Source organism: Streptomyces katrae (genome assembly GCF_000717655.1).
In the GTDB taxonomy this organism is placed as follows: Bacteria; Actinomycetota; Actinomycetes; order Streptomycetales; family Streptomycetaceae; genus Streptomyces; species Streptomyces katrae_B.
In genome coordinates this window covers 1-23,425 of sequence record NZ_JNZY01000041.1, presented here as the reverse complement: position 1 = coordinate 23,425, position 23,425 = coordinate 1, and the positions used below count along the sequence as shown (strand labels likewise).

Sequence of the window (23,425 nt, the reverse complement as noted above, 5' to 3'; positions counted from 1 at the left end):
CAGCGAAATCCGGCTGGAGCCGGCCAGTCATGATCCGGCGCTCACGGGGAAAACGGCCGTCACCGACCGAAGGGGGCATGGACATGCTCGGCATCACCGCCGCAGTGCTGTTCGTCATCGCGTTCCTGATCAACGCCGCCACCATCAGCACGAACGAAGTGTTCAGCTCCACCAACTTCATGCTGATCGGTCTCGCCGCGCTCGCGCTCCACGTCGCCGGAATCGGCCACGGCTGGGCGGCCCGCGGACGGGGCCGGGGCTGGGGCCGTAGGCGCTGAGCCCATGGAATCGAGGGAAGACGGGAGCGGGGCCCCGCGGCGCGGCACGGCGCTCGGGCGCGATCTGGTGCTCGCCGTGGGACTCGCCGGTACGGCCGTGGGCGGACTGGCCGTCTTCGTCAAGGCCGCCTCGGCGGCCGGGACGCGGATGCCGGTCCTGCCGGTGGCCGCGGCGGTGGCGCTGCTGCTCGGCGTGGCGTTCGCCGGATGGAGCGTGTCCCCTGTCAGGCGTCGCCGCACGGCACCGCCCGACCCGGGCGTGCGCTCCGCGACGGGCGTGCGGCCCGCGACGGATCTGCCGGATGTGGGAGCCGACGCGCTGGACCATGCCGCGGCCGATGCCGACGGCTTCGAGCACACCATCGCCGCTCTCTGCGTACGCGACGGCTGCACGCCGGTGGAAGTGGTGGGCGGCGCGGGTGACCTGGGCGCCGACGTGATCGCCACGACCCCGGACGGGCTGCGGGTCATCGTGCAGTGCAAGCACTACGCCGAGGACAACCGGGTCGGCTCGCAGGACCTGCAGCGTTTCGGCGGGACGTGCTTCGCCGTCCACGACGCCGATGTCGCGATCATCGTCACCACCGGTTACTTCACCGCGCCTGCCCTCGAGTACGCCGCCACGTGCGGCATCGTCTGTGTCGACGGAGAGGCTCTGGCGGCCTGGACCGAGCCGGGCGTACGGCCGCCGCCCTGGGAATCGGACACTGTCCGGCCCGACGGCTCCACCGACGGCGTCCGGGCCGGCCGCTGAGCGGCGGCCGGCAAGGACGCCGGACGCTGGGGGGAGGCCGGTCGGGGGGATGTGGGGCCCGGGTCGGACTCCTCTGTCGACGCAGGCCACCTGCCTGTGACTCGCCTGGTGTCACCCGTTGAGTGCAAGGTTCGCCACAGCCGCGGAGTGCCCCTCCGCTGTTGTGGCAAGGGGGAACTCCGTCCAGACTGTCTTGCCGTCCCGGGAGTAGCGGGTGCCCCATCGTTCGGTGAGCTGGGCCACCAGGAAGAGGCCGCGCCCGCCTTCATCAGTGGTGCGCGCCCGTCGTAGGTGCGGAGCGGTGCTGCTGCTGTCGGAGACCTCGCAGATCAGGCTGCGGTCGCGGATGAGCCGCAGGGTCACCGGCGTGCCGCCGCCGTACCGGTAGGCGTTGGTGACCAGTTCGCTGACGACCAGTTCGGCGGTGAAGGCCAGCTCCCCCAGTCCCCACCCGGTCAGTGTGGTCTCCGTCAGGTGCCGTGCCCGGGCGGCGGCGGTCGGCTCTGCGGGCAGTTCCCAGGAGGCGACCTGCTCCGGCGCCAGGACGCGGGTGCGGGCGAGGAGCAGTGCGACGTCATCCGGTGGGTGATCCGGCAGCAGGGCGTTCTGCACGTCCGTGCAGGTCTCCTCCAGCGAGCGGCCGGGGCGGGAGAGGGCTTCTCGCAGCCGCTCGAGGCCCTCGTCGAGGTCGAGGCCACGGGTCTCGACCAGGCCGTCCGTGTACAGCGCCAGCAGACTTCCCTCGTCGAGTTCCAATTCGGCGGACTCGAACGGAAGTCCGCCCAGACCCAGGGGCGGTCCCTCGGGAAGGTCGGGCAGGCTCACCGTGCCGTCGGAGGTCACCACGGCGGGGGGCAGGTGGCCCGCCCGGGCCAGGGTGCAGCGCCGGGAGGTGGGATCGTAGACCGCGTAGAGGCACGTCGCGCCGACGATCTGCTGGCCCCGCGAGCGTCCGTCGGCAGGCTCCTGCTCATCTGCCAGGCGGTTGACCAGGTCGTCCAGGTGGGAGAGGACCTCGTCCGGAGCGTAGTCGAGGCTGGCCAGGGTGTGCACGGCCGTACGCAGGCGGCCCATGGTGGCCGCGGCGTGCAGACCATGGCCGACGACATCGCCGACGACGAGGGCGACGCGCGCTCCGGAAAGCGGGATGACATCGAACCAGTCGCCGCCCACGCCGGTGGCGGGATCGGCCGGCAGATAGAGGTGCGCGACCTCGACCGCGCTGTAGTCGGGCAACTCCTGCGGCAGCAGGCTGCGCTGCAATGTCAACGCGGCCTGATGTTGCTGGGTGTAGCGGCGGGCGTTGTCGATGCACAGGGCGGCCCGCGCGGCGAATTCCTCTGCGAGCGTGAGGTCGTCCTCCTCGAACGGCTCGGGCCGCTCGGCGCGCCAGAGGCTGAGCAGGCCGAGGAGCCGACCGCGGGCCGTCAGCGGTACGACGATCAGTGAGTGAGCCTCCAGGTCGAAGGCGCGCTGTGTGCGCTCTGGATCCTGGAAGTACCAGCCCGGGCTGCTCTGGAGCACTGGTTCGAGGATGGGCTGCTGCTTGGCGAGGCACCTGGCCTGCGGAGTACGAGGGTCGAAGCGGAAGACCTCTCCGGCGGAGTACATCACCCGCAGCGCCTCTGCCACGACCGACTGGACGGCCATTCTGCGGACCGGCCCGCTCGCCTCCTCGGCGGTCTCGTCGCCCCGGGCGACCGAGTCCAGCAGATCCACCGAGACGGCGTCCGCGAGGTCGGGGACGGCGACCTCGGCCAGCTCCCGGGTGGTCTGGGCGAGATCCAGTGTGGTCCCGATGCGGGCGCTCGCCCGGTTGAGCAGGGCGAGCCGCCGCCGGGCCCGGTAGCGGTCGGTGACGTCCTCCACCAGTTGGGTGACTCCGAGGATCCCGCCGGAGGGGTCCTCCATCCGAAACGCCGACACCGAGACCACCCGCTCGTGGTCGGGGTCTCTCCTCAGGTGACAGGGCTGCTCGGTGAAGATCAGGGGGGCGCCCGTTTCCAGCACCCGTCGCAGGCGGGTTTCGAGGGTCTCCACGTCCGGACCGATGAGGAAGTCGCCGATGCGTCGGCTCCGGATGTCCGCCGCGGAAAGATGCGTGAACCGGGCCAGCGCCCGGTTGATACGCAGGATGCTCAGATCGGGGGCGTGGACGGACAGACCGATCGGGGAGCGCCGGAACAGGCCGTCCAGGACCGACCGATCAGTCTCCCACTGGAGCACCTCCTCCGCCGGGGCGACCACGAGGAACCACTCGCGGGCCGCGCCCGCGCGGATGACCGCGCGGGCGCGGCAGCCCAGCTCCACCCGTCGCCCGCTGCGGTGCAGGACGGGCAGAAGGCCGGACCAGCCCCGGTCGCGCTCGCACGCCGCCGCCGCCTCCCGCACCGCCTCACGGTCACGAGAGTCGAACAGAAATTCCAGGGCCGCGCGGCCCAGGACCTCGTCGGGCGGGTAGCCGAGGTGCTCCTGTGCGCGCTCGCTCCAGCCGACGACCCTGCCGTGGGCGTCCAGAACCGCCGAGGCAGAGTTGTGCAGCGCGAACGGGTCCTCGGGCACCTCACCCGATCCCGGCGCCGGTGCGTCCATCGCTGCCACCCTCCGACCTGCTCGACCTGCCGAACGGACCGCACAGCGGATTGCCGCGGCGACTACCCAGAGTGATCAGAGATCAGGGATTGAGCAGTCGGCTCACCTTCAGTATCGCCGCGCAGCCGTACGTCGGCAGAGCGTCGTCCACCGGCTGCCCCCACTTTCGGCGAGCCCGAGCCGCCAGGGGCCGGTGGGGGACGGCGACCGCGTCGGCCTGGACGGCTCCCGCGAGGTTCGCCGGTGCGCCCGTCGGGCCATGCCCTCGTGTGCCGGTCACGTTTGCGGGGGCTCCGCCCAGCCGTTTCGGACCGCGTGGGCACCGAGCTGCATCCGGCTCCGGACTCCGGCCATGTCCATGAGATGACGCAGGCGCCGGTGCAGCGTGCGCGGTGACAGACCGAGTTGTGCCGCGGCCGTCAGGTCCGTCAGGCCGGCCAGGAGCAGCGCGAGGATCCTGCGGTCGAGCTCGGTCGGGCCGTGCGGGCCGACTTCGACGGTGGCTTCGGATTCTCCGCGCGTGGCCGACAGTGCGAGCGGGTGGGCGGTGCGCCATACCGTCTCGAACAGGGCGTCCAGCGCGTCCAGCAGGCCGCTGCGGTGCAGCAGCACGGCGCCGGGCTCCCCGTCCGGTGTGACCGCGAGGGGGACGAGGCCGAGGTCGGCGTCGGCCAGCACGAGTTTCATCGGCAGCCGGTCGGCAACACGGAGCCGCACACCCTTGCCCAGTGAATCGATCGCGTCGTCGATGATGCCCGGTTCTGCCAGCACGGCCCGGTCGAGTACCGCCCGGAACTGCACACCGCGGCCGAGGGCCACGGGTTCGGCCGTGTTCTCGTCGGGCGGCAGGGCGACGAACGGTGCGGTGATGAAGGATCGGACCTGCGTCCGGGCTGCCTGCTGCACCTGGAGGAAGCGATGGCGGATGGCGTCGACGCCCGTGACGACCTCGATCAGGTCGTTGATGCTGTTCCCGGTCATCGCCGCTCGGTGCTCCTCGGCGAAGGTCACCAGGGCATGCTCGGCCATACGCAGCCCGTCCCGGCGCTGGCTGATGAGAGCGCCGAGCGCCATGGCCGGCGGCGCGGCGGTGAACCGTTCGTCCGCCGACCTCGTCACCAGTCCCCACCCGACCAGACGGGACAAGGCCTTGTCGACGTGGGCATGCGGCAGGACGAGCTGGTCGGACAGCAGGATCGCGGTGGAGTTCGGCCGTCCGAGCAGCGCCCGGTAGACGAGCTCGTCGTCGGGTTCGAGGCCCAGAACATCCAGCATCGGCGACCGACTCTCTTCCGCTTGCCGCAGCGGGGAGAGTATGCGCCATGGCGGCAGACCCTGAATAGTCCCTGGTGGGAACGGGTGCGAGAGGGTGGGCCCCGGGGAGTCGCCGCCCCGGGGCCCCACAGGGCGGTTCATCGCAGGCCGTACGCCCGGATGATCTCGTTCTTGACGCTGAAGCCGCTGTCCGTCTGGGCGCTCGCGCGGACCGAGATGAAGCCACCGGGCTTCTTGGGCGTCCTGAACGAACCCGTCCAGCGGCCGCCGGCGCCCTTGGCCACGGTCACCTTCTGCCAGGTGGCGCCGTCGTCGTACGAGACGTCCAGCTTCACGGTGGTGACGGTGCCCGGCACGGTGCCGAGGCCCATCGACACCGGCTCGAGCGCGATCTGCCGGGTTGCGTCGGCCTTGACGTCGCCGCGCAGGTCCGACTCCAGCTCGTAGTCCAGGTTCAGTACCGGGAACGGCTCGAAGAATTCCGAGTCGACGGTGTCGGACATGAACGTCCACTCGGTGTGGGTGCGCGTCGACAGCCGGAAGAGGTCACCGGGCCGCTCTGCGTCGAGGACGGCGCGGTAGGGAAGGTTGCCCGCCGGCACCTCCACCCACTGCATGTCCGTACTGGACGGGTTGTCGTGGATCAGCCTGTCGCCCTGGAAGACCTGCAGGTGGGTCGGCGTCTCACCCCACTGCAGGAAACCGCCCAGCCGCATGTTGTCGCTGGCTGAAGCCCACGCCTGCACGTTCCAGGTCATGTGGTTCTGCCAGCGGGAGTTGTAGACGCCGAAGGACTCGCTCTGGGCGGGCCGGGTCGCCGGTGCGAACCAGTCCAGCCGGGTGGTACTGCCCTTGGCGTACGTGTTGTCCCCCGACACCATCACCCACGGCAGGGCCGTGTCGACGCCCTGCGCGTGGAACTCCCTCCAGACCTGGCCTGGGCTCACCCACTCGGTGCGGGTGCCCGGGTGCCACTCGCGCTCGGGGAAGTTGACCGACGGGCTGAGGGTGAAGTCGGACCGGTAGCCCTCCGCCGACCGGCCGTCCGTCGCCGAGTAGTAGCGGGCGTCGATCCGCGCGAGGTCGCCCTTGGTCGGCTTGTAGACCAGGGCCCGGTCCGGCACCTGGCCGGGGTATTCCCGGGTGAGGTCGTAGACGAACGGCGTGTACTCGGTCTGCTCGGCGGTCAGCTTGTGGATGCCGGCCTTGGCCGTCGCGATGAGGACGTTGCCCTCGTCACGGTGCACGGAGGCGACCGGGATGGCCGATTCGCCGACGTACTCCATCAGAGCACCGACACCGTCGTTGACCACGATCAGCGCCTTCGCACCGGCCGCGACCGCGGCCTCGGTGCGCTCTTGGGGCGAGACCCCGTCGCTGCGGTCGATGACGACGACCTTGCCCTTGGCCTTGACCTTCTTGTATGCAGCTGCCGCGCCGTTGCCCGCGTAGACGACGTCCAGCGTGTCCGTGGCGGTGCCCAGGGCGCTGCCCGCCTGCACCAGTGCCTCGAACCGGAACCGGCCGCCCGGCGTGCTCAGGCCGAGCTGCGGCGCGCCCTTGCGCCACCGGGTGGTCAGCATGAACTCGCCCTGCTGCATCGGCTCCGTCGGCGCGACGTAGACGTCGTCGTACGTCGGCGGCAGCACGTACGCGCTGCGGTAGTCCGCGAACGGGTCGAGGCCCTTGTAGTGGACGTTGAAGTCGACCTTGCGCTGTCGGTCCTCAGTGCGCTCCGGCGCCTCCGTCTGCAGCAGACGAGCCTTCCCCGCGTCCAGCACCACGTCGGCGGAACGGTCCTTGAGCACGGTCTCCGGGTCGACCAGCACGGCCAGGCCCGAGCGATCCGGCTTCTCGCCCGCCACGTCGAGGTACCCCGCGGCGGTGTACGTGCCGGGTGCCATGCGCATGGTGGTCGAGCCGTCGACGTAGAGGGACCAGGGCCAGAAGTCGCCGGCCAGGTTGACCGTGACCCAGCCGGCGGCGGGCTTGCCGTCACGGCCGACCAACTTGATGTTCAGGTCGTAGCGCTCCTCCTCCTTGAGCAACGCCACGGACGTGCGGGTCACCGGCCGCCCGGTGGCGGCGTCGGTGGCCGTCACGTAGCCGGTGTGCCGGCCGGCCGGGGCGGCTTTCGGGTCAGCGGTCACCGGGACGGCGGCGGTGCCGCCCGCCGGGACGGTCACCCTCGTGGCTCCCAGCGTGAACGGGCCGCCGCCGGGCGGCGCGAGGTTCAGCGTGACGGGGGCGGAACCGGTGTTGGTGAAGGTCAGGTCCTTGGTGACGGCAGTGTCGCTCGGCTCGTGCGGCCATGTGTGGTTGCCGAAGAACAGGGATCCGGTGCCGCGGACCGGGGTGCGCACGGCAGCGGCCACGTCGAGACGGCCGCTGCCGACCTCATACGGCGAGTATGCGCCGTCAAGGCCCTTCGCGGTGCTCATCAGGTGTTCCTTGAGCTGCGCGCCGGTCCAGTCGGGGTGTTGCTGGGCCAGGACCGCCGCCGCGCCGACCACGTGCGGCGTGGCCATCGAGGTACCGCTGAGGGTGCGGTAGAGGCCCTCGCCACCGCCGGTCATCTCCTGTGAACGGGCCGCCGTGATGTCCACGCCGGGCGCTGCGATGTCCGGTTTCATGCCGCCGGAGTAGGCCAGCGGGCCGGTGCTGGAGAACGACGCGAGCCGGTCCTGCTTGTCCGTGGCGGCCACGGTCAGCGCCGAGGCGGCGGCACCGGGGGCGGAGATGCTCTCCGGGCCGGAGTTGCCGGCGGCTATGACGAACAGCGTGCCGTACTGCGCGGACAGCGCGTCCACCGTCTGCGACATCGGGTCGCTACCGTCCGTCGGGTAGGAGTCACCGAGGCTCATGTTGACGACGTCCGCACCGGACTCTGCGGCCCACTGCATGCCGGCCATGACCCAGGAGTCCTGGCCGGATCCCTCCGCACCGCCGAGCACCTTGCCGACGAACAGGTCGGCGCCGGGGGCGACGCCCTTGTTTTCGCCCCCGGAGGCGGCGCCCGAACCGACGATCGTGCCGGCGACATGCGAGCCGTGCCCGTTGACGTCGGTGACGGCCTCACCCGGCACGAAGCTCGCCGTGCCGTCGATCAGGCCGACGAAGTCGGGGTGGTTGACATCGATACCGGTGTCGAGCACCGCGACCTTGACGCCTTTGCCGGTGTACCCGGCCGCCCAGGCCTCGGGCGCGCCGATCAGCGGCACGCTCTCCTTCAGGTCCGCCTTCACGCGACCGTCGAGCCACAGCTTCGCCATGCCCGCACCCAACGCCGTGCTGCCTTGCGGCGCGACGTCGTTCCAGAAGGTGCGGGCCTGCCGCTTCTCGGTTGTGAGCGCGGCACCGCGGATGCTCTTGAGCTGGCGGGTCAGCTTGCTGCCCCGGGGGGCCGTCGGGTCGGAGGCCGCGCGGGAATTCGGCTGGGTGTACGCCGCGATCAGCGGCACCGAGGCCGACTTCGCGTCGTCGTAGCCCATCTCGATCAGGTCGGTCACGTTGAACAACCGTCGGTCCAGCTTGTCCGTGCCCAGCAGCGGCGCCGCCTCGTCCGGGATGACGAACAGGTCTCCCTTGATCTGCTGGACCTTCACGCCGCCGACGGCACTGTCGGGCCGGTCGACGTCGGCGGTCTGCTTGCCGTCGGCCATGGTGGTGACCGTGACGACGTCGCCGGTGACCAGGGTGACCTTGTGGGTCGCCGAGGACTTGGCGGGAACGGTGGGCTTGTTCGGAGCGGCTTGTGCGGGCGCCTGCAGGACCGCAAGCCCCGACGCCAGCAGCGGCACTGCGATGGCGGCCGAGATCAGCTGCCGGCGCCTGCGCCGGAAGGCGGAAGTGTGAGAGGGGGAGTACATGCCACGGGTCTACCGACCCGTGACTGCCGTCGGGAAGGCGTCACGGCGGCAAGTCCTCGCCATGGCGAATGCTTGTCAGCCGTGAACCGCGCGATCGTGGTGGAAAGCCGCAAAGTCCGACTGGTTTCGCGTACGAATATCCGCCACACGAAGTGGCCTCTCTTCATGGAATCGACCCACATCCGCTTGACCGATGAACATGCGGCAACGTAACTTCGACCGCACCGACTCGCGAGCTGCTACTGGAAGGAGGCGAAGCCGGATGTCGACCGTCTCCGAACTGCTTCGCCTCGCACACCAGATCGCCTGGGCTCCTGGTCGTGTAGCACACGGCTGCTGAGCAGCCCCCTTCCCGGCGTGCCTGATTGCGGCCCCGGCACCTCCCTCTCTGTCACCATCCACGGCACGTCGTTGCGTGCCGATTCGTCGCGCTCGGGGTTGTCGAGCTGCGACCACCGGAAGAGAAAGCTCCTGAAATGGCGACTTGGACAGTCACATCGACCGCGCGCCGAAATGCGAGTGCGCCGTGGTAGCGGCGCGGATCACGGTCAACGGGAAAGAAACACCGATTTCACCGGCTGCACCCCACACCACAGTGCTCGATTTCCTGCGCGAGCGTGGCCTCACCGGCACGAAGGAGGGATGCGCCGAGGGCGAATGCGGCGCCTGTTCAGTCCTGGTGGCCCGCCCCGGGGTGAACAAGCCCACTGACTGGGTGGCGGTCAACGCCTGCCTGGTCCCGGTCGCGGCGCTCGACGGTCAGGAGGTCATCACCTCCGAAGGTCTCGCCACCGCCGGCGACTCCGGTATGCCGGCCGCGTTGCACCCTGTGCAGGAGGAGATGGCCGTCCGCGGCGGTTCCCAATGTGGTTACTGCACCCCGGGATTCATCTGCAGCATGGCCTCCGAGTACTACCGACCCGACCGCTGCGCGCACGCGGACTCGGCCGACGGCACCGGCACCGGCACCGGCACCGAGCACGGTCCGAACGGTTTCGATCTGCACGCGCTGAGCGGAAACCTGTGCCGCTGCACCGGCTACCGCCCGATTCGCGATGCCGCGTTCGCCGTCGGTACGCCCACCGAGGACGACCCCCTGGCGCAGCGTCGCGAGCAGTCCCCTCCCGAGCCGGTCTGCACCGAATACACGCGGGGCGAGAGCGCGTTCCTGCGGCCGAGCACCCTGGCCGATGCGCTGCAGCTACTGCGCGAGCGGACCGACGCGGTGGTCGTCGCCGGAAGCACCGACTGGGGTGTGGAGGTGAACATCCGTTCCCGCCGGGCGAATTGTGTGGTCGCGGTCGACCGTCTGCCCGAACTGCGGGAGATGCGGGTCGAATCCGACCACATCGAGATCGGGGCGGCGCAGACGCTCACGGAGATCGAACGCCGCCTCGACGGCAGCGTGCCGCTGCTGGCAGAGCTGTTCCCGCAGTTCGCATCCCGGCTCATCCGCAACAGTGCGACCCTAGGCGGCAACCTGGGCACCGGGTCCCCCATCGGTGACAGCCCGCCGGTACTGCTCGCGCTGGAGGCATCGGTCGTACTCGCCGATGCCGACGGAGAGCGCGAGGTCCCCCTCTCCGACTACTTCACCGGCTACCGGCAGAGCGTGCGCCGTCCCGGCGAGCTGATCCGCGCCGTGCGCGTCCCGCTGCCGCTGTCGCCCGTCGCGGCCTTCCACAAGATCGCCAAACGGCGCTTCGACGACATCTCCAGCGTGGCGGTCGCTTTCGCACTCGACATCGAGGACGGGATCGTGCGCAAGGCACGCATCGGCCTGGGTGGCGTGGCCGCCACCCCGATCCGCGCCCTCGCCACCGAGGCGGCCCTGGAGGGCAAGCCGTGGGCGGCGGAGACCGTCGAGGCCGCGTCCCGGGTGCTGCAGGCCCAGGGCACGCCCATGGACGATCACCGCGCCAGCGCCGGATACCGCTCCGCGATGCTCGGCCAGAGCCTGCTGAAGCTGTACGCGCAAACCACCGAGGCGGTGTCGTCATGAGCCATTTGTCCGAGCGACCCGAAATGCCCGTCGTCGGCGTTTCCATGCCCCACGAGAGCGCCGACCTGCACGTCACCGGTACCGCGCTCTACACCGACGACCTGGTCCACCGCACCAAGGACGTACTGCACGCCTACCCGGTCCAGGTCATGAAGGCCCATGGCAGGATCACCGCGCTGCGCACCGAACCCGCGCTCGCCGTGCCCGGTGTGGTCCGCGTGCTGACCGGTGCCGACGTTCCCGGCGTCAATGACGCCGGTATGAAGCACGACGAGCCGCTGTTCCCCGACGAGGTCATGTTCCACGGCCACGCCGTCGCTTGGGTGCTCGCCGAGACCCTGGAGGCGGGCCGGCTCGGTGCGGCGGCCGTCGAGGTGGAACTCGAAGAACTGCCCTCCGTGATCACGTTGCAGGAAGCGATCGCGGCGAACAGTTTTCACGGCGCCCGGCCCTTGATGCTGACCGGCGACGTCGACGCCGGCTTCGACGACTCCGCGCACGTGTTCACCGGTGAATTCCAGTTCTCCGATCAGGAACACTTCTATCTCGAGACCCACGCGGCGCTGGCGCACGTCGACGAGGGCGGGCAGATGTTCGTCCAGAGCAGCACCCAGCATCCCTCGGAGACGCAGGAGATCGTCGCGCACGTGCTCGGCCTGCACAGCCACGAGGTGACCGTGCAGTGCCTGCGGATGGGTGGCGGCTTCGGCGGCAAGGAGATGCAGCCGCACGGCTTCGCGGCCGTCGCCGCGCTCGGCGCCAGGCTGACCGGTCGGCCGGTTCGGGTGCGGCTCAACCGGACCCAGGATCTGACCATGTCCGGCAAGCGCCACGGCTTCCACGCGACGTGGAAGATCGGCTTCGACGCCGAGGGCCGCATCCAGGCCCTGGACGCCACCTTGACAGCGGACGGCGGCTGGAGCCTGGACCTGTCCGAGCCCGTGGTGGCCCGCGCGCTGTGCCACATCGACAACACCTACTGGATTCCCCACGCGCGCGTCGCCGGTCGCATCGCCAAGACCAACAAGGTCTCCAACACCGCCTTCCGCGGCTTCGGCGGACCGCAGGGCATGCTGGTGATCGAGGACATCATGGGCCGGTGCGCGCCGCTGCTCGGCCTGGATCCGATGGAGTTGCGCGAACGCAACTTCTACCGGCAGGGTCAATCGACGCCGTACGGACAGCCGGTCCTCCACCCCGAACGGATCTCCACCGTCTGGCAGCAGGTCCGCAACGACGCCGGCATCGCCGATCGCAAGAGCGAGATCGCGGCCTTCAACGCCGCGCACCCGCACACCAAGCGGGCGCTCGCGATCACCGGGATCAAGTTCGGCATCTCGTTCAACCTCACCGCCTTCAACCAGGCCGGCGCGCTGGTGCTGATCTACAAGGACGGCTCGGTCCTGATCAACCACGGCGGCACCGAGATGGGGCAGGGCCTGCACACCAAGATGCTGCAGGTGGCCGCGACCACGCTGGGCATTCCGCTGCACAAGGTGCGGCTGGCCCCGACGCGTACCGACAAGGTACCCAACACCTCCGCAACCGCCGCCAGTTCCGGGGCGGACCTCAACGGTGCGGCGGTGAAGAACGCCTGCGAGCAGTTGCGCGGGCGGCTGCTGCAGGTGGCCGGAACCCAGCTGGGTGCGAACGCCTCGGACGTGCGCATCGTCGAGGGCGTCGCACGCGTCCTCGGCAACGACAAGGCACTGGCCTGGGGCGACCTGGTGCGCACCGCGTACCTCCAGCGGGTCCAGTTGTCCGCGGCCGGTTTCTACCGGACCGAGGGCCTGCACTGGGACGCGAAGACGTTCCAGGGCTCGCCGTTCAAGTACTTCTCGTACGGCGCCGCCGCGACCGAGGTGGAGGTGGACGGGTTCACCGGCGCATACCGGATCCGGCGGGTGGACATCGTGCACGACGTGGGCGACAGCCTCTCCCCGATGATCGACATCGGTCAGGTCGAGGGCGGTTTCGTTCAGGGCGCGGGCTGGCTCACGCTCGAGGACCTGCGGTGGGACGCCGGCGACGGGCCGAACCGCGGTCGGCTGCTGACCCAGGCCGCGAGCACGTACAAGCTGCCGAGCTTCTCGGAGATGCCCGAGGAGTTCAACGTCAGGCTGCTGGAGAACGCCACCGAGGAAGGTGCGGTGTACGGGTCCAAGGCGGTGGGTGAGCCTCCGCTGATGCTGGCCTTCTCGGTGCGGGAAGCCCTGCGGCAGGCGGCCGGGGAGTTCGGGCCCTGCGGAGTCAGCGTGGAGCTCGCCTCCCCCGCGACACCGGAGGCGGTGTACTGGGCGATCGAAGCAGCCCGCAAGGGGGGCCTGCGGCGCGACGGTCACGTCCCCGACGACAGCCAGGCCCCCGCCGACGCAAGCGCTTTGAGCAATGCCTGACATGAGCTGGGTCGCCGCGGTCGCGCGGTTGCGGGCACGCCGGGAACCCGGCGTGCTCGTGACCATCGCGACCGTGCGCGGCCACGCCCCCCGCCGGGCCGGCGCCAAACTCGTCGTGGGACGGACCGAGACCTGGGGTTCGATCGGCGGCGGCAACATCGAGGCCGTGGCCATCGATCGGGCGCGCGAGCTGAACGGCACGGCCGCTCCGGAGCCGGAGCTGATGGAATTCGCCCTCAACGACAAGGTCACCGGCCGGCACGGCGTGCAGTGCTGCGGCGGAGCCGTCACCGTACTGCTCGAACCGCTGCCGGTGGTCCAAGCGGTGGCGGTCTTCGGCGTCGGGCACGTCGGACTGGAACTGGCACGCATCCTGGCCCGCCACCACCTCGACCTGCACCTGATCGACACGCGCCCCGACATGCTCACCGACGAACGACTCGGCGTGCTCGCGGATGCGGTGGCGCAGATCCACGTGCACCACACCCCACTGCTTCCGGAGGAGGTGCTCACGGAGCTACCACCCGGCACCCACGTCCTGATCATGACCCACGATCACGCCGAGGACGCCGCGCTGTGCGACGCCGCCCTGCGCACCGCCGGTCTCGGCTCGATCGGATTGATCGGCTCGTCCGCCAAATGGGCGCGGTTCCGGCAACGCCTGGCCACCGAGGGCGGCCACGACGCCGCCACCATCGACCGGATCAAGACCCCGATCGGCATCGCCGACATCACCGGCAAGGAACCCGCCACGATCGCGGTGAGCGTCGCGGCAGACCTGCTCCGGTCCTTCGAACAGGACAGCCGGCGGGCAGTGCCGAACCCCGTTGCCGCGGTGCCGTACGCTCCGGTCGCCGGCGGCGCGTGAGACGGCACGGACCGGGACACCCGGGCCGTCACGAAACGGTCATCGTCCGGTCCCATTCCGACACCAATGGTCGGCAAGTATTCCGGTGAAAACGTTCAGCCCAGCAATGGATCTACCGATGCTCCGTTCCCGGCGGGCCGGGGCCGGGGAGCCGAACCGGCCTGCCGGACCGGACCCGACCGGCGTTCGCACCCGGGCCCCGCGGCGGCACCGCCGATCCCTGCCCTGTTCGCACGGAGCCGCTCGCGTGACCCACCGCAAACCCAAGCCGCGACAGATGTCGCGCCGCACCGCCATGGCCTGCGGCGGCGGACTCGTCGCCACCGCTCTCGGCGTCGTTGTCGACGTCCACGTCGGCTGGGATCCCGCGCCCGGCCGAGTGGAAACGCAGGACGAGGGTGGGGCAGGGTTACCCGCCGAAAGGGCTCGCGAACGGGGGCAGGCATGGATGCCGGACGCCACCCGCAAGCCGCTGGCGGTGAACTTCACTCCGGGCGGGATCAGGGAGATGCGGGGGCTGGTCCTGCATGTGCAGGAGGGCGAGAACTCGCTCCACGATCGCTTCAGCGACCCGGCAGTGGAGTGTTCCTCACATTTCTGGGTCTCGCAGTCCGGCGAGATCGAACAGTACGTCTCCGCGCACGACCGGGCCTGGGCGCAGGCCGCCGGGAACCCGTCGTGGCTCTCGGTGGAGACCTCGGGATTCGCGAGTCGGCCGCTCACCGCGCAGCAGGTGGACGCTCTCGCCCGGATCTACGCCTGGGGCATGGTGCAGCACGGGTGGCCCCTCGAGCCCGCCTCCACACCGCTGGGCCAGGGGTTCGGCATCCACAGCATGGGCGGCCGGGACTGGGGCGGCCACGCATGCCCCGGCCCTCTCCGGTCCGCCCAGACGGGGGCGATACTCGGCGCGGTCCGTGTGAGGTACTCGCGGTAGGCGTCGCAGCGTTGGCAACGGTCCAAGCCGACCGTCCGGCGACGCGACCCCGCCGCAACGTGCTCGCCGCTCGGGCCACTTGATCGTCCTGCGCAAGGTGTGCGCCCCTTTGACGAGGGCGAGCCCTCGATCCCGCTCGAACCGGTCTCCCGCGAGGCCTTCGAGCCCGGCGCGCTGAACCTCCTCTACGCCCCGCCCGAACGGCCCGGCAGCGCCGGCTGCGAAGACGCGAAGACGCATCTGCCCACGAACCCGGGCGTAGCCGGGGCGCGGGCGCCGGCCGCGCGGCCTGCTCGCCGATCATGCATCTACGCTTGTGGCTCGTCAGATCGTCGATCGGGACGGATGACCGGTCGTGGAACGGAGCATGTGGTGCCAGCGGGCCAAGAGGGGCGAGAGAACGACGGGGACCTGGTCGGCAAGGTACTCGGGGGGCGCTACCGGGTGACCTCCGTGGTGGGCCGCGGCGGCATGGGGGTCGTCGCGCGGGCCGTCGACGAACTGCTCGCCCGGGAGGTCGCCGTCAAGGTCTTGCGGGCCTACACCGACGCGAGCGAGGCCGAACTGGCGGACCTGCGCACCCGGATGGAGCGCGAGGCGCAGGCAGCCGCGCGCATCCGGCACACCGGGGTGGTCACCGTCCACGACGTGACACAAGAGCAGGGTCTGCCGGTCATCGTCATGGAACTCGTCGACGGACCCTCGCTCGACGACGTGGTGGCGCAGCGCGGCGCGCTCGATCCGTACGAGGCCGCCGCGATCGGCGCCCAGCTGATGGACGCGCTCGACGCCGCGCACCGGGCGGGCGTCCTGCACCGGGACGTGAAGCCGGGCAACGTGCTGCTCGAGCGGGGCGGCCGGGTCGTGCTCACCGACTTCGGCATCGCCAGCATGGACGCCTCCGACGACGCGGCCATGGCGAAACTGACCCGCAGCGGTCAGCTGGTCGGCTCGCTCGACTACCTGCCGCCGGAGCGCGCGCAGGGCAGGGAGCCCGGCCCGGCCTCGGACATCTGGTCCCTCGGGATGACCCTGTACGCGGCGGTGGAGGGCGTCTTTCCGTTCCGCCGCACCTCGGTGTGGTCCACTCTGGCCGCGATCGTCGCCGAACCGCTGCCCGAGCCCCGGCGGGCGGGGCCGCTCGCCCCGGTGCTGCTGGCGCTGATGGCGAAGGATCCGGCGGGCCGGCCCACCGCCGATCAGGCCCGCGCGATGCTGGAGCGGGTGGCGGCGGGCGGGGCCGGAGCACGGCCCGCGCAGCCGGGCCCCGCCGCCGGAGCGCACCCCGCGCAGCCGGGCCCCGCCGCCGGGATGCCGACCCCGACGGCGCCGTCCGTCGTGGGGCCGCCTGTCGGCTTCGGGCCGCCGCCGGTCGTTGGTGGTGGGAGCGATGGCGGCGTGGGCGCCGTATCGTTTCTGCAACCCCATGTCCCGGCTCCCCCCAGCGGATTCCCCCCGCCGGGCCAGCCGCCGACCGCCACCCAGAACTCCGAGGTCGCGGACCGGGCGCGGCGCCGCAGCCGTCTCGCGATCGCCGCGGCGGCCGTCGCAGTACTCGCCGCCGGCGGTGTCACCTACGCCGTGACCACGGGCGGCGAGGCCGGCGGCGTGCGGGCGGTGGCGCCGACGCCCGCGTCCGGTAGCGACTCCCCGGCGGCCGGCGGCCAGCCGGGCGCGGACACCCCGGGGCCCTCTCCCTCCAGCTCCGGGCCCCACTCCAAGCCGTCCGCCGCCGCCTCGAAGAAGCCCTCGACGTCGGCCTCGCCCGCCCCGGGCCCCGTACCGACGGGCTGCGCCGGCTGGACCCACAAGGACCCGAAGCCGGGCACCTACGGCTACATTTCCGGTGACCACCACCTGCTGGCCGCGCCGTACCAGAACTGCCCCGCCGGCGCCCTGGTCAAGGACGGCACGAAGCTCTGGTACCACTGCTACGCCGTCAACTCGTACGGCAACCAATGGACGTACGTGCGCGTGGACGGCACGAACACCACCGGGTGGCTGTACAACCGCGACCTCACCGGCCAGAAGGGCTCGTCCCCCGCGTGTTAGCCTCCCGCCGCGGTCAGGAGCCCGGTCACCACGGCGCGCGAGGGCGGCGGCGTGCCAGGCAGCTTCCGGCCACGGGTGAAATGCCACGGGTGAAATCACGTGGTGGTGGACGGGACGGGTTGGGGGTCACGAGGCGCGTCGGCAGCGGCGGGGTCCGGCGTGTCCGGGGTGCGCCGACCGGTGTTCGTTCACGCCGTCGGCGATGAGGGAGACGCCGATGCCCAGCATCCAGACGTCCTTGGCCAGCGAGATTCCCTGCTCGGTCGGGCGCAGGCTGCCTTCCTGCCGCATCCCTGGCGTTTTCAGGTAGAGCCCGAGGGTGCCGACGGAGAATGCGGTCAGCGCGAGCCCGGCGACGGCGGCAGGGATGACCGGCACGAGCAGCGTGGTGGCAATGGCGAGCTCGCCGGCGGAGAGCAGCCGGACGAGCTTCTGGGCGTCGTGCTTGCCCAGGAACGGGTACGTGGCGGCAGCGAACTGTTGCATCCCCTCGGCGGTGGCCTCGTCCGCGCCGCGCTTCGAAAGCCCGGAGTTCAGAAAGAACGTGCCGACCGTGAGCCTGAGCGGAAGTTGCCGCGCTGCCGAACGCCACGACAAAACGGATCCGGATCCCATGCCGAGCCTCCCAACATTGACCGCACCTACCACCCTGGCATCCGTTCGAAGGATGTCAAATGGGGGTCGATGGCCATATGGAGCTCACATCGAGGCAAGCGCGCGGAGAGAGCAGAACGCTTACCCGGCTCGGCCGCCGCCGCGCCTCTGTGGGCGGGCGGCCCCGGCCTTGACCGGGGCCTGACCGGTGCCGGCCACCTGTCCTGTGGACCAGAGCTTGCCGGTCGGTCGATCGGGATCTTGCCCTGGGCAGCGAGTTCCCCCTGCACCTCGAGGGCTCCGGGGTCCTCGGGGATGTACGCCCCGACGACCCCGATCCTGCCGGTGAAACGGACGGCCTCGATGAGACCGTTCATGGTGAGGGGGGCGTCCTCCTGTCCCTGCGGGTCGCGGGCCTGGTAACCGACGCATTCATGGCTCGTGAACCCGGGGCGAGCCGCTCCGTCGCCGCTACGGGGCCGACGACAACAGGCGCGCCTCCGCTGCCAGGACGGCCTCGTGCACGGTGGCTCTGCCCATGAGGACGCACAGGGTGTAGCCGGCGTCGTCCATGGCCCGCAGGGCCGCCGGGTCTTCGGGCGCGGCAGCGAGGCGGGCCCGGCAGCCGCGCAGCCGCGTCAGGACCTCCTCGGTCCTGGCCCGGGCCGGAGTGAGCACGCTCCCCCGCCCCTCACTCGGCACGGGGCTGCGTCCCGCATCCATCGCGCGGCGCACCGCCCGCTCGATGTGCACGGGAACGGGGGTGCCGAGGGCCCCGGCCACCATGGCGGCCGCCAGTGCGTCGGGAGTGGTGCGGGCGAGGTCAGCGGCGACCTCGAGGATCCGCCGGGCGTCACGGGCCGTGCACGGCGTCGCGGCCATCAGCACCCCCACCGCCCACGCGGTCGGATCACCGACACGAGGGCCGCCGGAGGAGTCGACTGCGGGGGGCGGGGGCGGGGACTGACTTCCAACCGGAGGCATACGAGACCCCTTCAATCCAAGGCAGAGGAGCGCACAGACGCACGCATGGAAGGTATTCCCACGGTTCTGCTGGTTGTAAGCACGGTGTGCTGCCCCTTTATGACCGGGACGGACGCACCCCGCCTGCGTCCCGCCCCTGTCGGCATGGGCGTGCCGGAAAGGGGCAGGCGCAGGCCATGTCGAAGGAATCCCGGCCGACTGCCGACCGCATCACCGACCCGTGGGGCAGCCGAACCCCTTACGGTCCCGGCGAGCCCTGGCCCGTACGCATCGACTCGTACCTCGCCGCAGGAACCGACGGCAACGGCGATGCCCGTGTCGACCGGTGGGTGCCCACGGCCTCGAATCTCCACTCGAACGGCGACGCCATGGAACTCGCCGTCAGGGACGGCCGCCTCGTCGGAGTCCGCGGGGTGGCCGGGGACCGGGTCAACCGCGGCCGTCTCGACGTCAAGGACCTCTACGGCTGGCAGGCCGTCTCATCGCCGGACCGTCTGACCCGGCCGCTGATCCGGGAGGACGGCGTCCAGCGGGAGACCGACTGGGACACCGCTATGGCACGGATCACCGACCGTACCCGCGCGCTCCTCGACGGTCCCGGCCCCTCCTCGATCGGCTTCTACACAAGCGGCCAGCTGTTCCTGGAGGAGTACTACGCGCTGGCGGTCATCGCCCGCGGCGGTCTGGGCACCAAGCACCTCGACGGGAACACCAGGCTCTGCACAGCCACCGCCGGCGAGGCCCTCAAGGAGTCGTTCGGCTGCGACGGCCAACCCGGTTCGTACGGCGACATCGACCACGCCGACACCATCGCCCTCTTCGGACACAACATGGCCGAGACCCAGGGCGTGCTGTGGAGCCGGATCCTGGACCGTCTCTCCGGTCCCGAACCGCCCGTCCTGCTGTGCGTGGATCCCCGGCCGGGCCCGGTGTCCGAGGCCGCCACCATCCACCTCCAACCGAGGCCCGGCACCAATCTCGCCCTCATGAACGGTCTCCTGCACGAGGTGATCGCCGGCGGCTGGACCGACCCCGCGTACATCGAGGCGCACGTCACCGGTTTCGACCACCTCGCCCGTCAGGTGGCCGGCTTCCCGGCCGAGGCCGCCGCCGAAGCCACCGGGATACCCGTCGAGCAGATCCGTACCGCCGCACGCCTGCTCGGCCAGGCCGGACGGCTGCTCTCCACGGTCCTGCAGGGCTTCTACCAGTCCCACCAGGCCACCGCGGCCGCCGTCCAGGTCAACAACCTGCACCTGATCCGCGGCATGCTCGGACGGCCCGGCTGCGGCGTCCTGCAGATGAACGGGCAGCCCACCGCCCAGAACACCCGCGAATGCGGGGCGGACGGCGACCTGCCCGGCTTCAGGAACTGGGCCAACCCCCGGCACGTCGAGGAACTGGCGAAGATCTGGAACGTCGCGCCCGACCGCATCCCGCACGACGGCCCGCCCACCCACGTCATGCAGATGGTCCGCCTCGCCGAGGAAGGCTCCCTGCGCATGCTGTGGGTCTCCGGCACCAACCCGGCCGTCTCGCTGCCCGAACTCGACCGCATCCGCTCCGTCCTCGGTCAGGACCGCCTCTTCCTGATCGTCCAGGACCTCTTCCCGACCGAGACCACCGCGCTCGCCGACGTGGTGCTGCCGGCCGCCGGCTGGGGTGAGAAGACCGGCACCTTCACGAACGCGGACCGCACCGTGCACCTCTCCCTCAAAGCGGTCGAGCCACCCGGCGACGCCCGGCCCGACCTCGACGTCTTCCTGGACTTCGCGGGCCGCATGGACCTGCGCGACGCCTCGGACGCACCCCTCGTCCCATGGCGCGGCCCCGAGGAGGTCTTCGAGGCGTGGAAGGAATGCAGCCGTGGTCGTCCCTGCGACTACAGCGGCCTGAGCTACGCCCTGCTGCGCGAACGCGGCGGCATCCAATGGCCCTGCAACGCCGGACATCCCGACGGTACCGAACGCCTCTACACCCGAGGAGACTTCCGCAGCAGACCGGAAGACTGCGAGACCTACGGCCGCGACCTCCTCACGGGCACCCCGTACGACGAGGACGTCTACCGGGCCCTGAATCCCGACGGCAAGGCGGTCCTGCGCACGGCCCCCTACGTCCCACCACCCGAACAGCCCGACGCCGACTACCCTCTGTGGCTCACCACAGGCCGCACGCTGTACCAGTTCCACACCCGGACCCGCACCGGCCGCGTACCCGAACTGCGCGCCGCGGCCCCCGACATGTGGATCGAAGTCTCCCAGGCCGACGCGGCGGCGGCCGGGATCACCGAAGGGGACCTTGCGGAGGTGTCCACGCGGCGAGGGACCGTCCGGGCCAGGGCTCGCATCACCGGCATCCGGGAAGGCGTCGTCTTCCTGCCGTTCCATTACGGCTACTGGGACGCTCCGGAGGCGGACGGCCATCGCCGGGCGGCCAACGAACTCACCCCCACGACCTGGGATCCGGCTTCCAAGCAGCCCTTGTTCAAGGCCGGCGCCGCCTGCCTCAAGTCCGTCGCCCGCCTCTCCGGCCCCGCACCGGCTCCCACCACGACCACTGCCTCGGCGCCGGCGGCTCCCCCCGGCCACCGGGTGCCGCCGCCCTGAGGCACCGCCACGGCCTTCTCCCCATCGCGCACCACCGCTTCGATGCTGCGCCCGATCGGCGCATGAAGGGTCTGACCTGGCTTCCAGGGTTTCCGGCAAAGGGCTCATTTGATCGACGGAACGCCTGCCGCCCCGGGCCGAGGCGGCAGGCGAACGGGTGCTCCCCACCCCGGCGTGGCGCCCGGGGTGCGCGGGCGCCCGTACACTCGGCCCATGAACCGCACACGCGTCACGGAGGAGTGCCTGCCGCAGGCCGCTCCCGCCGCGCGTGCGGTCCGTGCGGACCGGACGGGCGTCAGCTCCCGGACCGCCGTCGACGGCCAGGCCCCCACGGTCGGCCGCGGTGCTCCGCACGGCCACGGCTAGCGCTTCCCGCCGCCGTCCCCCGCCGCCCCACCTCATCCGGGCCCCTCCCGTACCCCTTCCCGGGACGGCCCCACCCCACCTCCGGCCTCCCGGCCGGACCACCGCGCCCCGACCCTCCCGGTCCCGTCGCCCGCGGGGCGACCCCTCGCCCCTCACCCATCACCACCGCAGTACCGGCGATCCGTCGGGCTGCCGCCAGGCGCGGGCCGCACGCCGGGCCGCCGCCGCTCCCGAAGGGACCACCGTGAAGTTGAGCGGGCTACTGACCGGCCACGAGCACCACGTCATCCAGGGTGACGCCGCATCGACGCGGATCACCGCGGGCACCACCTTCGACGTCGACCGGGTCGTGCCGGGCTCGCTCTTCATCGCCGTACCGGGCCACCGCGGAGGCGGTCCCGCCGCCATCGGCGCGGCGCTCGCGCGCGGGGCGGTGGCCGTGCTCGTCGACGCGGCGGGAGCCGCCGCCGCGCCCCCGCAGCGGGAGCTGCCGCCCGCGGTGTGCCTCGTAAGAGTGGCCGACACCCGCAAGGCCGCCGCCGTCGCCTCCTCCCGCTACTTCGGCGAGCCGGGACGGCACATGGACGTGGTGGCGGTCACCGGGACCAACGGGAAGACCTCCATCTCGTACATGGTCGAGTCGCTGCTGAGGATCTCCGAGGGCGCCTCCGTGGGCGTCATCGGAACGGCGGGCAGCAGGATCGGCGACGAGGTGATCCCGATGCCGCCCTCGGTGCTGACCACTCCGGAATCGCCCGACCTCCAGTACCTCTTGGGCCGCATGCGCGACCGGGCGACGGGCAGCGTGGTGCTGGAGGCCACCTCGATGGCGCTGCAGACGTACCGGATGGACCGCACGTTCGTCGACGTCGGCGTCTTCACCAACCTGACCCAGGACCACCTGGACGACCACGGCACGATGGGCCGCTACACGGACGCCAAACTCCGGTTGTTCCAGGGGCTCTGCCGGCACGCGGTGGTCAACGTGGACGACGCCGTGGGAGCCGGGATCCGGGCGATGATGCCGGGCGCGGTGACCACGTACGGACTCGACGCGGAGGCCGACTTCCACGGCGCGGACCTGGTCGCGGACGCCTCCGGCACTCGGTTCACCCTGCACCATGCGGGCCGGGCGTACCCCGCGGCCGTCCCGGTCCCGGGGCGGTTCTCCGTGTCCAATGCGCTGGCGGCCGTGGCGGCCTGCCGGGTCCTGGGGCACGACCTGGCCGGACTGGTCGCCGCCCTCGCGCAGATGCCGCCCGTGCCGGGCCGGTTCGAGCGCTTCGTGACCCCCGCCGGCACGTCGGTGATCGTGGACTACGCGCACTCGCCCGACTCCCTCGACAAGGTCCTCACGGCCATCCGGGGCTTCGCACGCGGCCGGGTCATCACCGTCTTCGGCTGCGGCGGCGACCGGGACTCCACCAAGCGGGCAGAGATGGGCCGGATCGCCGGAACCCACTCCGACCTTTGCGTCCTGACCTCGGACAATCCCCGCACCGAGGACCCCGAGGCGATCCTGGACCAGATCGCCCCGGGCATCGCGGGTACCGGCACCCCGTACGAACGCTCCGCCGACCGGCGCGGGGCCATCGGGCTGGCGCTCGCCGCCGCGCGGCCCGACGACATCGTCCTGATCGCCGGAAAGGGCAGCGAACCGCACCAGATCGTGGGCGAGGAACTCCTTCCCTTCAGCGACATGGCGACCGTACGCGACCTCGCCGGGGCCGACCCCGCCTCCTGACTGGCCTTAACAACCCCTAACGAAATGATCTCCGGGCTGGTTGGATGTCCCTGAGGACGTTGATCTGGGGGTGTGGGGTGGCTCGGCGGAAGCCGTGGGAAGTGGACG

At 71.2% G+C, this 23,425-nt stretch carries 15 protein-coding genes and 1 pseudogene; 10 read left to right on the top strand and 6 right to left on the bottom strand.

The window, feature by feature from the left end:
* Positions 1-83 precede the first annotated feature (83 nt).
* Positions 84-278, top strand: coding sequence for a hypothetical protein (locus tag IF09_RS0132700; protein ID WP_030301993.1), 195 nt, complete (start codon positions 84-86; stop codon positions 276-278).
* A gap of 4 nt (positions 279-282) precedes the next feature.
* On the top strand, positions 283-1,032 hold the full coding sequence (locus IF09_RS0132695; RefSeq protein WP_051833288.1) for a restriction endonuclease: 750 nt from the start codon (positions 283-285) through the stop codon (positions 1,030-1,032).
* 111 nt (positions 1,033-1,143) lie between these two features.
* Here IF09_RS0132695 and IF09_RS0132690 read toward each other — a convergent pair whose 3' ends face one another.
* The 3 genes from IF09_RS0132690 to IF09_RS0132680 form a co-directional block, all read right to left on the bottom strand.
* Positions 1,144-3,624 carry a SpoIIE family protein phosphatase gene (locus tag IF09_RS0132690; protein ID WP_051833286.1) on the bottom strand — a complete coding sequence of 827 codons (2,481 nt, stop codon included), beginning with the start codon at positions 3,622-3,624 and terminating at the stop codon, positions 1,144-1,146.
* Between the two features lie 276 nt (positions 3,625-3,900).
* Positions 3,901-4,899 (bottom strand): helix-turn-helix domain-containing protein, encoded by a 999-nt coding sequence (locus IF09_RS0132685; protein WP_030301987.1) that lies wholly within the window; start codon positions 4,897-4,899, stop codon positions 3,901-3,903.
* 137 nt (positions 4,900-5,036) lie between these two features.
* Positions 5,037-8,768, bottom strand: a complete 3,732-nt coding sequence (locus tag IF09_RS0132680) for a S8 family peptidase (RefSeq protein ID WP_030301986.1) — start codon at positions 8,766-8,768, stop codon at positions 5,037-5,039.
* A gap of 526 nt (positions 8,769-9,294) precedes the next feature.
* Here IF09_RS0132680 and IF09_RS0132675 point away from each other — a divergent pair.
* The 5 genes from IF09_RS0132675 to IF09_RS0132655 all read left to right on the top strand — a co-directional run bounded on the left by IF09_RS0132675 (position 9,295) and on the right by IF09_RS0132655 (position 17,023).
* Positions 9,295-10,770 (top strand): xanthine dehydrogenase small subunit, encoded by a 1,476-nt coding sequence (locus IF09_RS0132675; protein ID WP_030301984.1) that lies wholly within the window; start codon positions 9,295-9,297, stop codon positions 10,768-10,770.
* Positions 10,767-13,166, top strand: a complete 2,400-nt coding sequence (xdhB, locus tag IF09_RS0132670) for a xanthine dehydrogenase molybdopterin binding subunit (RefSeq protein ID WP_030301982.1) — start codon at positions 10,767-10,769, stop codon at positions 13,164-13,166. Before IF09_RS0132675 ends, xdhB begins: the two co-directional genes overlap by 4 nt.
* 1 nt (position 13,167) lies before the next feature.
* A complete protein-coding gene (gene xdhC, locus IF09_RS0132665; protein ID WP_051833284.1) occupies positions 13,168-14,034 on the top strand; it encodes a xanthine dehydrogenase accessory protein XdhC in 867 nt (288 codons plus the stop codon).
* Positions 14,035-14,281: 247 nt separating this feature from the next.
* Positions 14,282-14,971 (top strand): N-acetylmuramoyl-L-alanine amidase, encoded by a 690-nt coding sequence (locus tag IF09_RS0132660; RefSeq protein WP_037636654.1) that lies wholly within the window; start codon positions 14,282-14,284, stop codon positions 14,969-14,971.
* A 345-nt stretch (positions 14,972-15,316) separates the two neighbouring features.
* The gene (locus IF09_RS0132655; RefSeq protein ID WP_051833282.1) at positions 15,317-17,023 is read left to right on the top strand and encodes a serine/threonine-protein kinase; all 1,707 of its coding nucleotides are present in this window, start codon (positions 15,317-15,319) and stop codon (positions 17,021-17,023) included.
* 126 nt (positions 17,024-17,149) lie between these two features.
* Here IF09_RS0132655 and IF09_RS0132650 read toward each other — a convergent pair whose 3' ends face one another.
* The 3 genes and pseudogenes from IF09_RS0132650 to IF09_RS47545 form a co-directional block, all read right to left on the bottom strand.
* Positions 17,150-17,509, bottom strand: a complete 360-nt coding sequence (locus IF09_RS0132650) for a hypothetical protein (protein ID WP_234321234.1) — start codon at positions 17,507-17,509, stop codon at positions 17,150-17,152.
* Between the two features lie 297 nt (positions 17,510-17,806).
* A pseudogene (locus tag IF09_RS47550) lies at positions 17,807-18,051 on the bottom strand (aldehyde dehydrogenase); the annotation flags it as partial.
* A gap of 37 nt (positions 18,052-18,088) precedes the next feature.
* Positions 18,089-18,499 (bottom strand): DUF5133 domain-containing protein, encoded by a 411-nt coding sequence (locus IF09_RS47545; RefSeq protein WP_234321233.1) that lies wholly within the window; start codon positions 18,497-18,499, stop codon positions 18,089-18,091.
* Positions 18,500-18,777: 278 nt separating this feature from the next.
* On the opposite strand from IF09_RS47545, the gene IF09_RS0132640 reads away from it, so the two are divergent.
* From IF09_RS0132640 to IF09_RS0132630, 3 genes are all read left to right on the top strand, one after another.
* Positions 18,778-21,207, top strand: a complete 2,430-nt coding sequence (locus IF09_RS0132640; RefSeq protein ID WP_030301972.1) for a molybdopterin oxidoreductase family protein — start codon at positions 18,778-18,780, stop codon at positions 21,205-21,207.
* A 213-nt stretch (positions 21,208-21,420) separates the two neighbouring features.
* Complete coding sequence (locus IF09_RS46005) at positions 21,421-21,573, top strand: hypothetical protein (RefSeq protein ID WP_158710118.1); 153 nt, start codon at positions 21,421-21,423, stop codon at positions 21,571-21,573.
* A 244-nt stretch (positions 21,574-21,817) separates the two neighbouring features.
* A complete protein-coding gene (locus tag IF09_RS0132630) occupies positions 21,818-23,317 on the top strand; it encodes a UDP-N-acetylmuramoyl-L-alanyl-D-glutamate--2,6-diaminopimelate ligase (RefSeq protein ID WP_030301970.1) in 1,500 nt (499 codons plus the stop codon).
* Positions 23,318-23,425 lie beyond the last annotated feature (108 nt).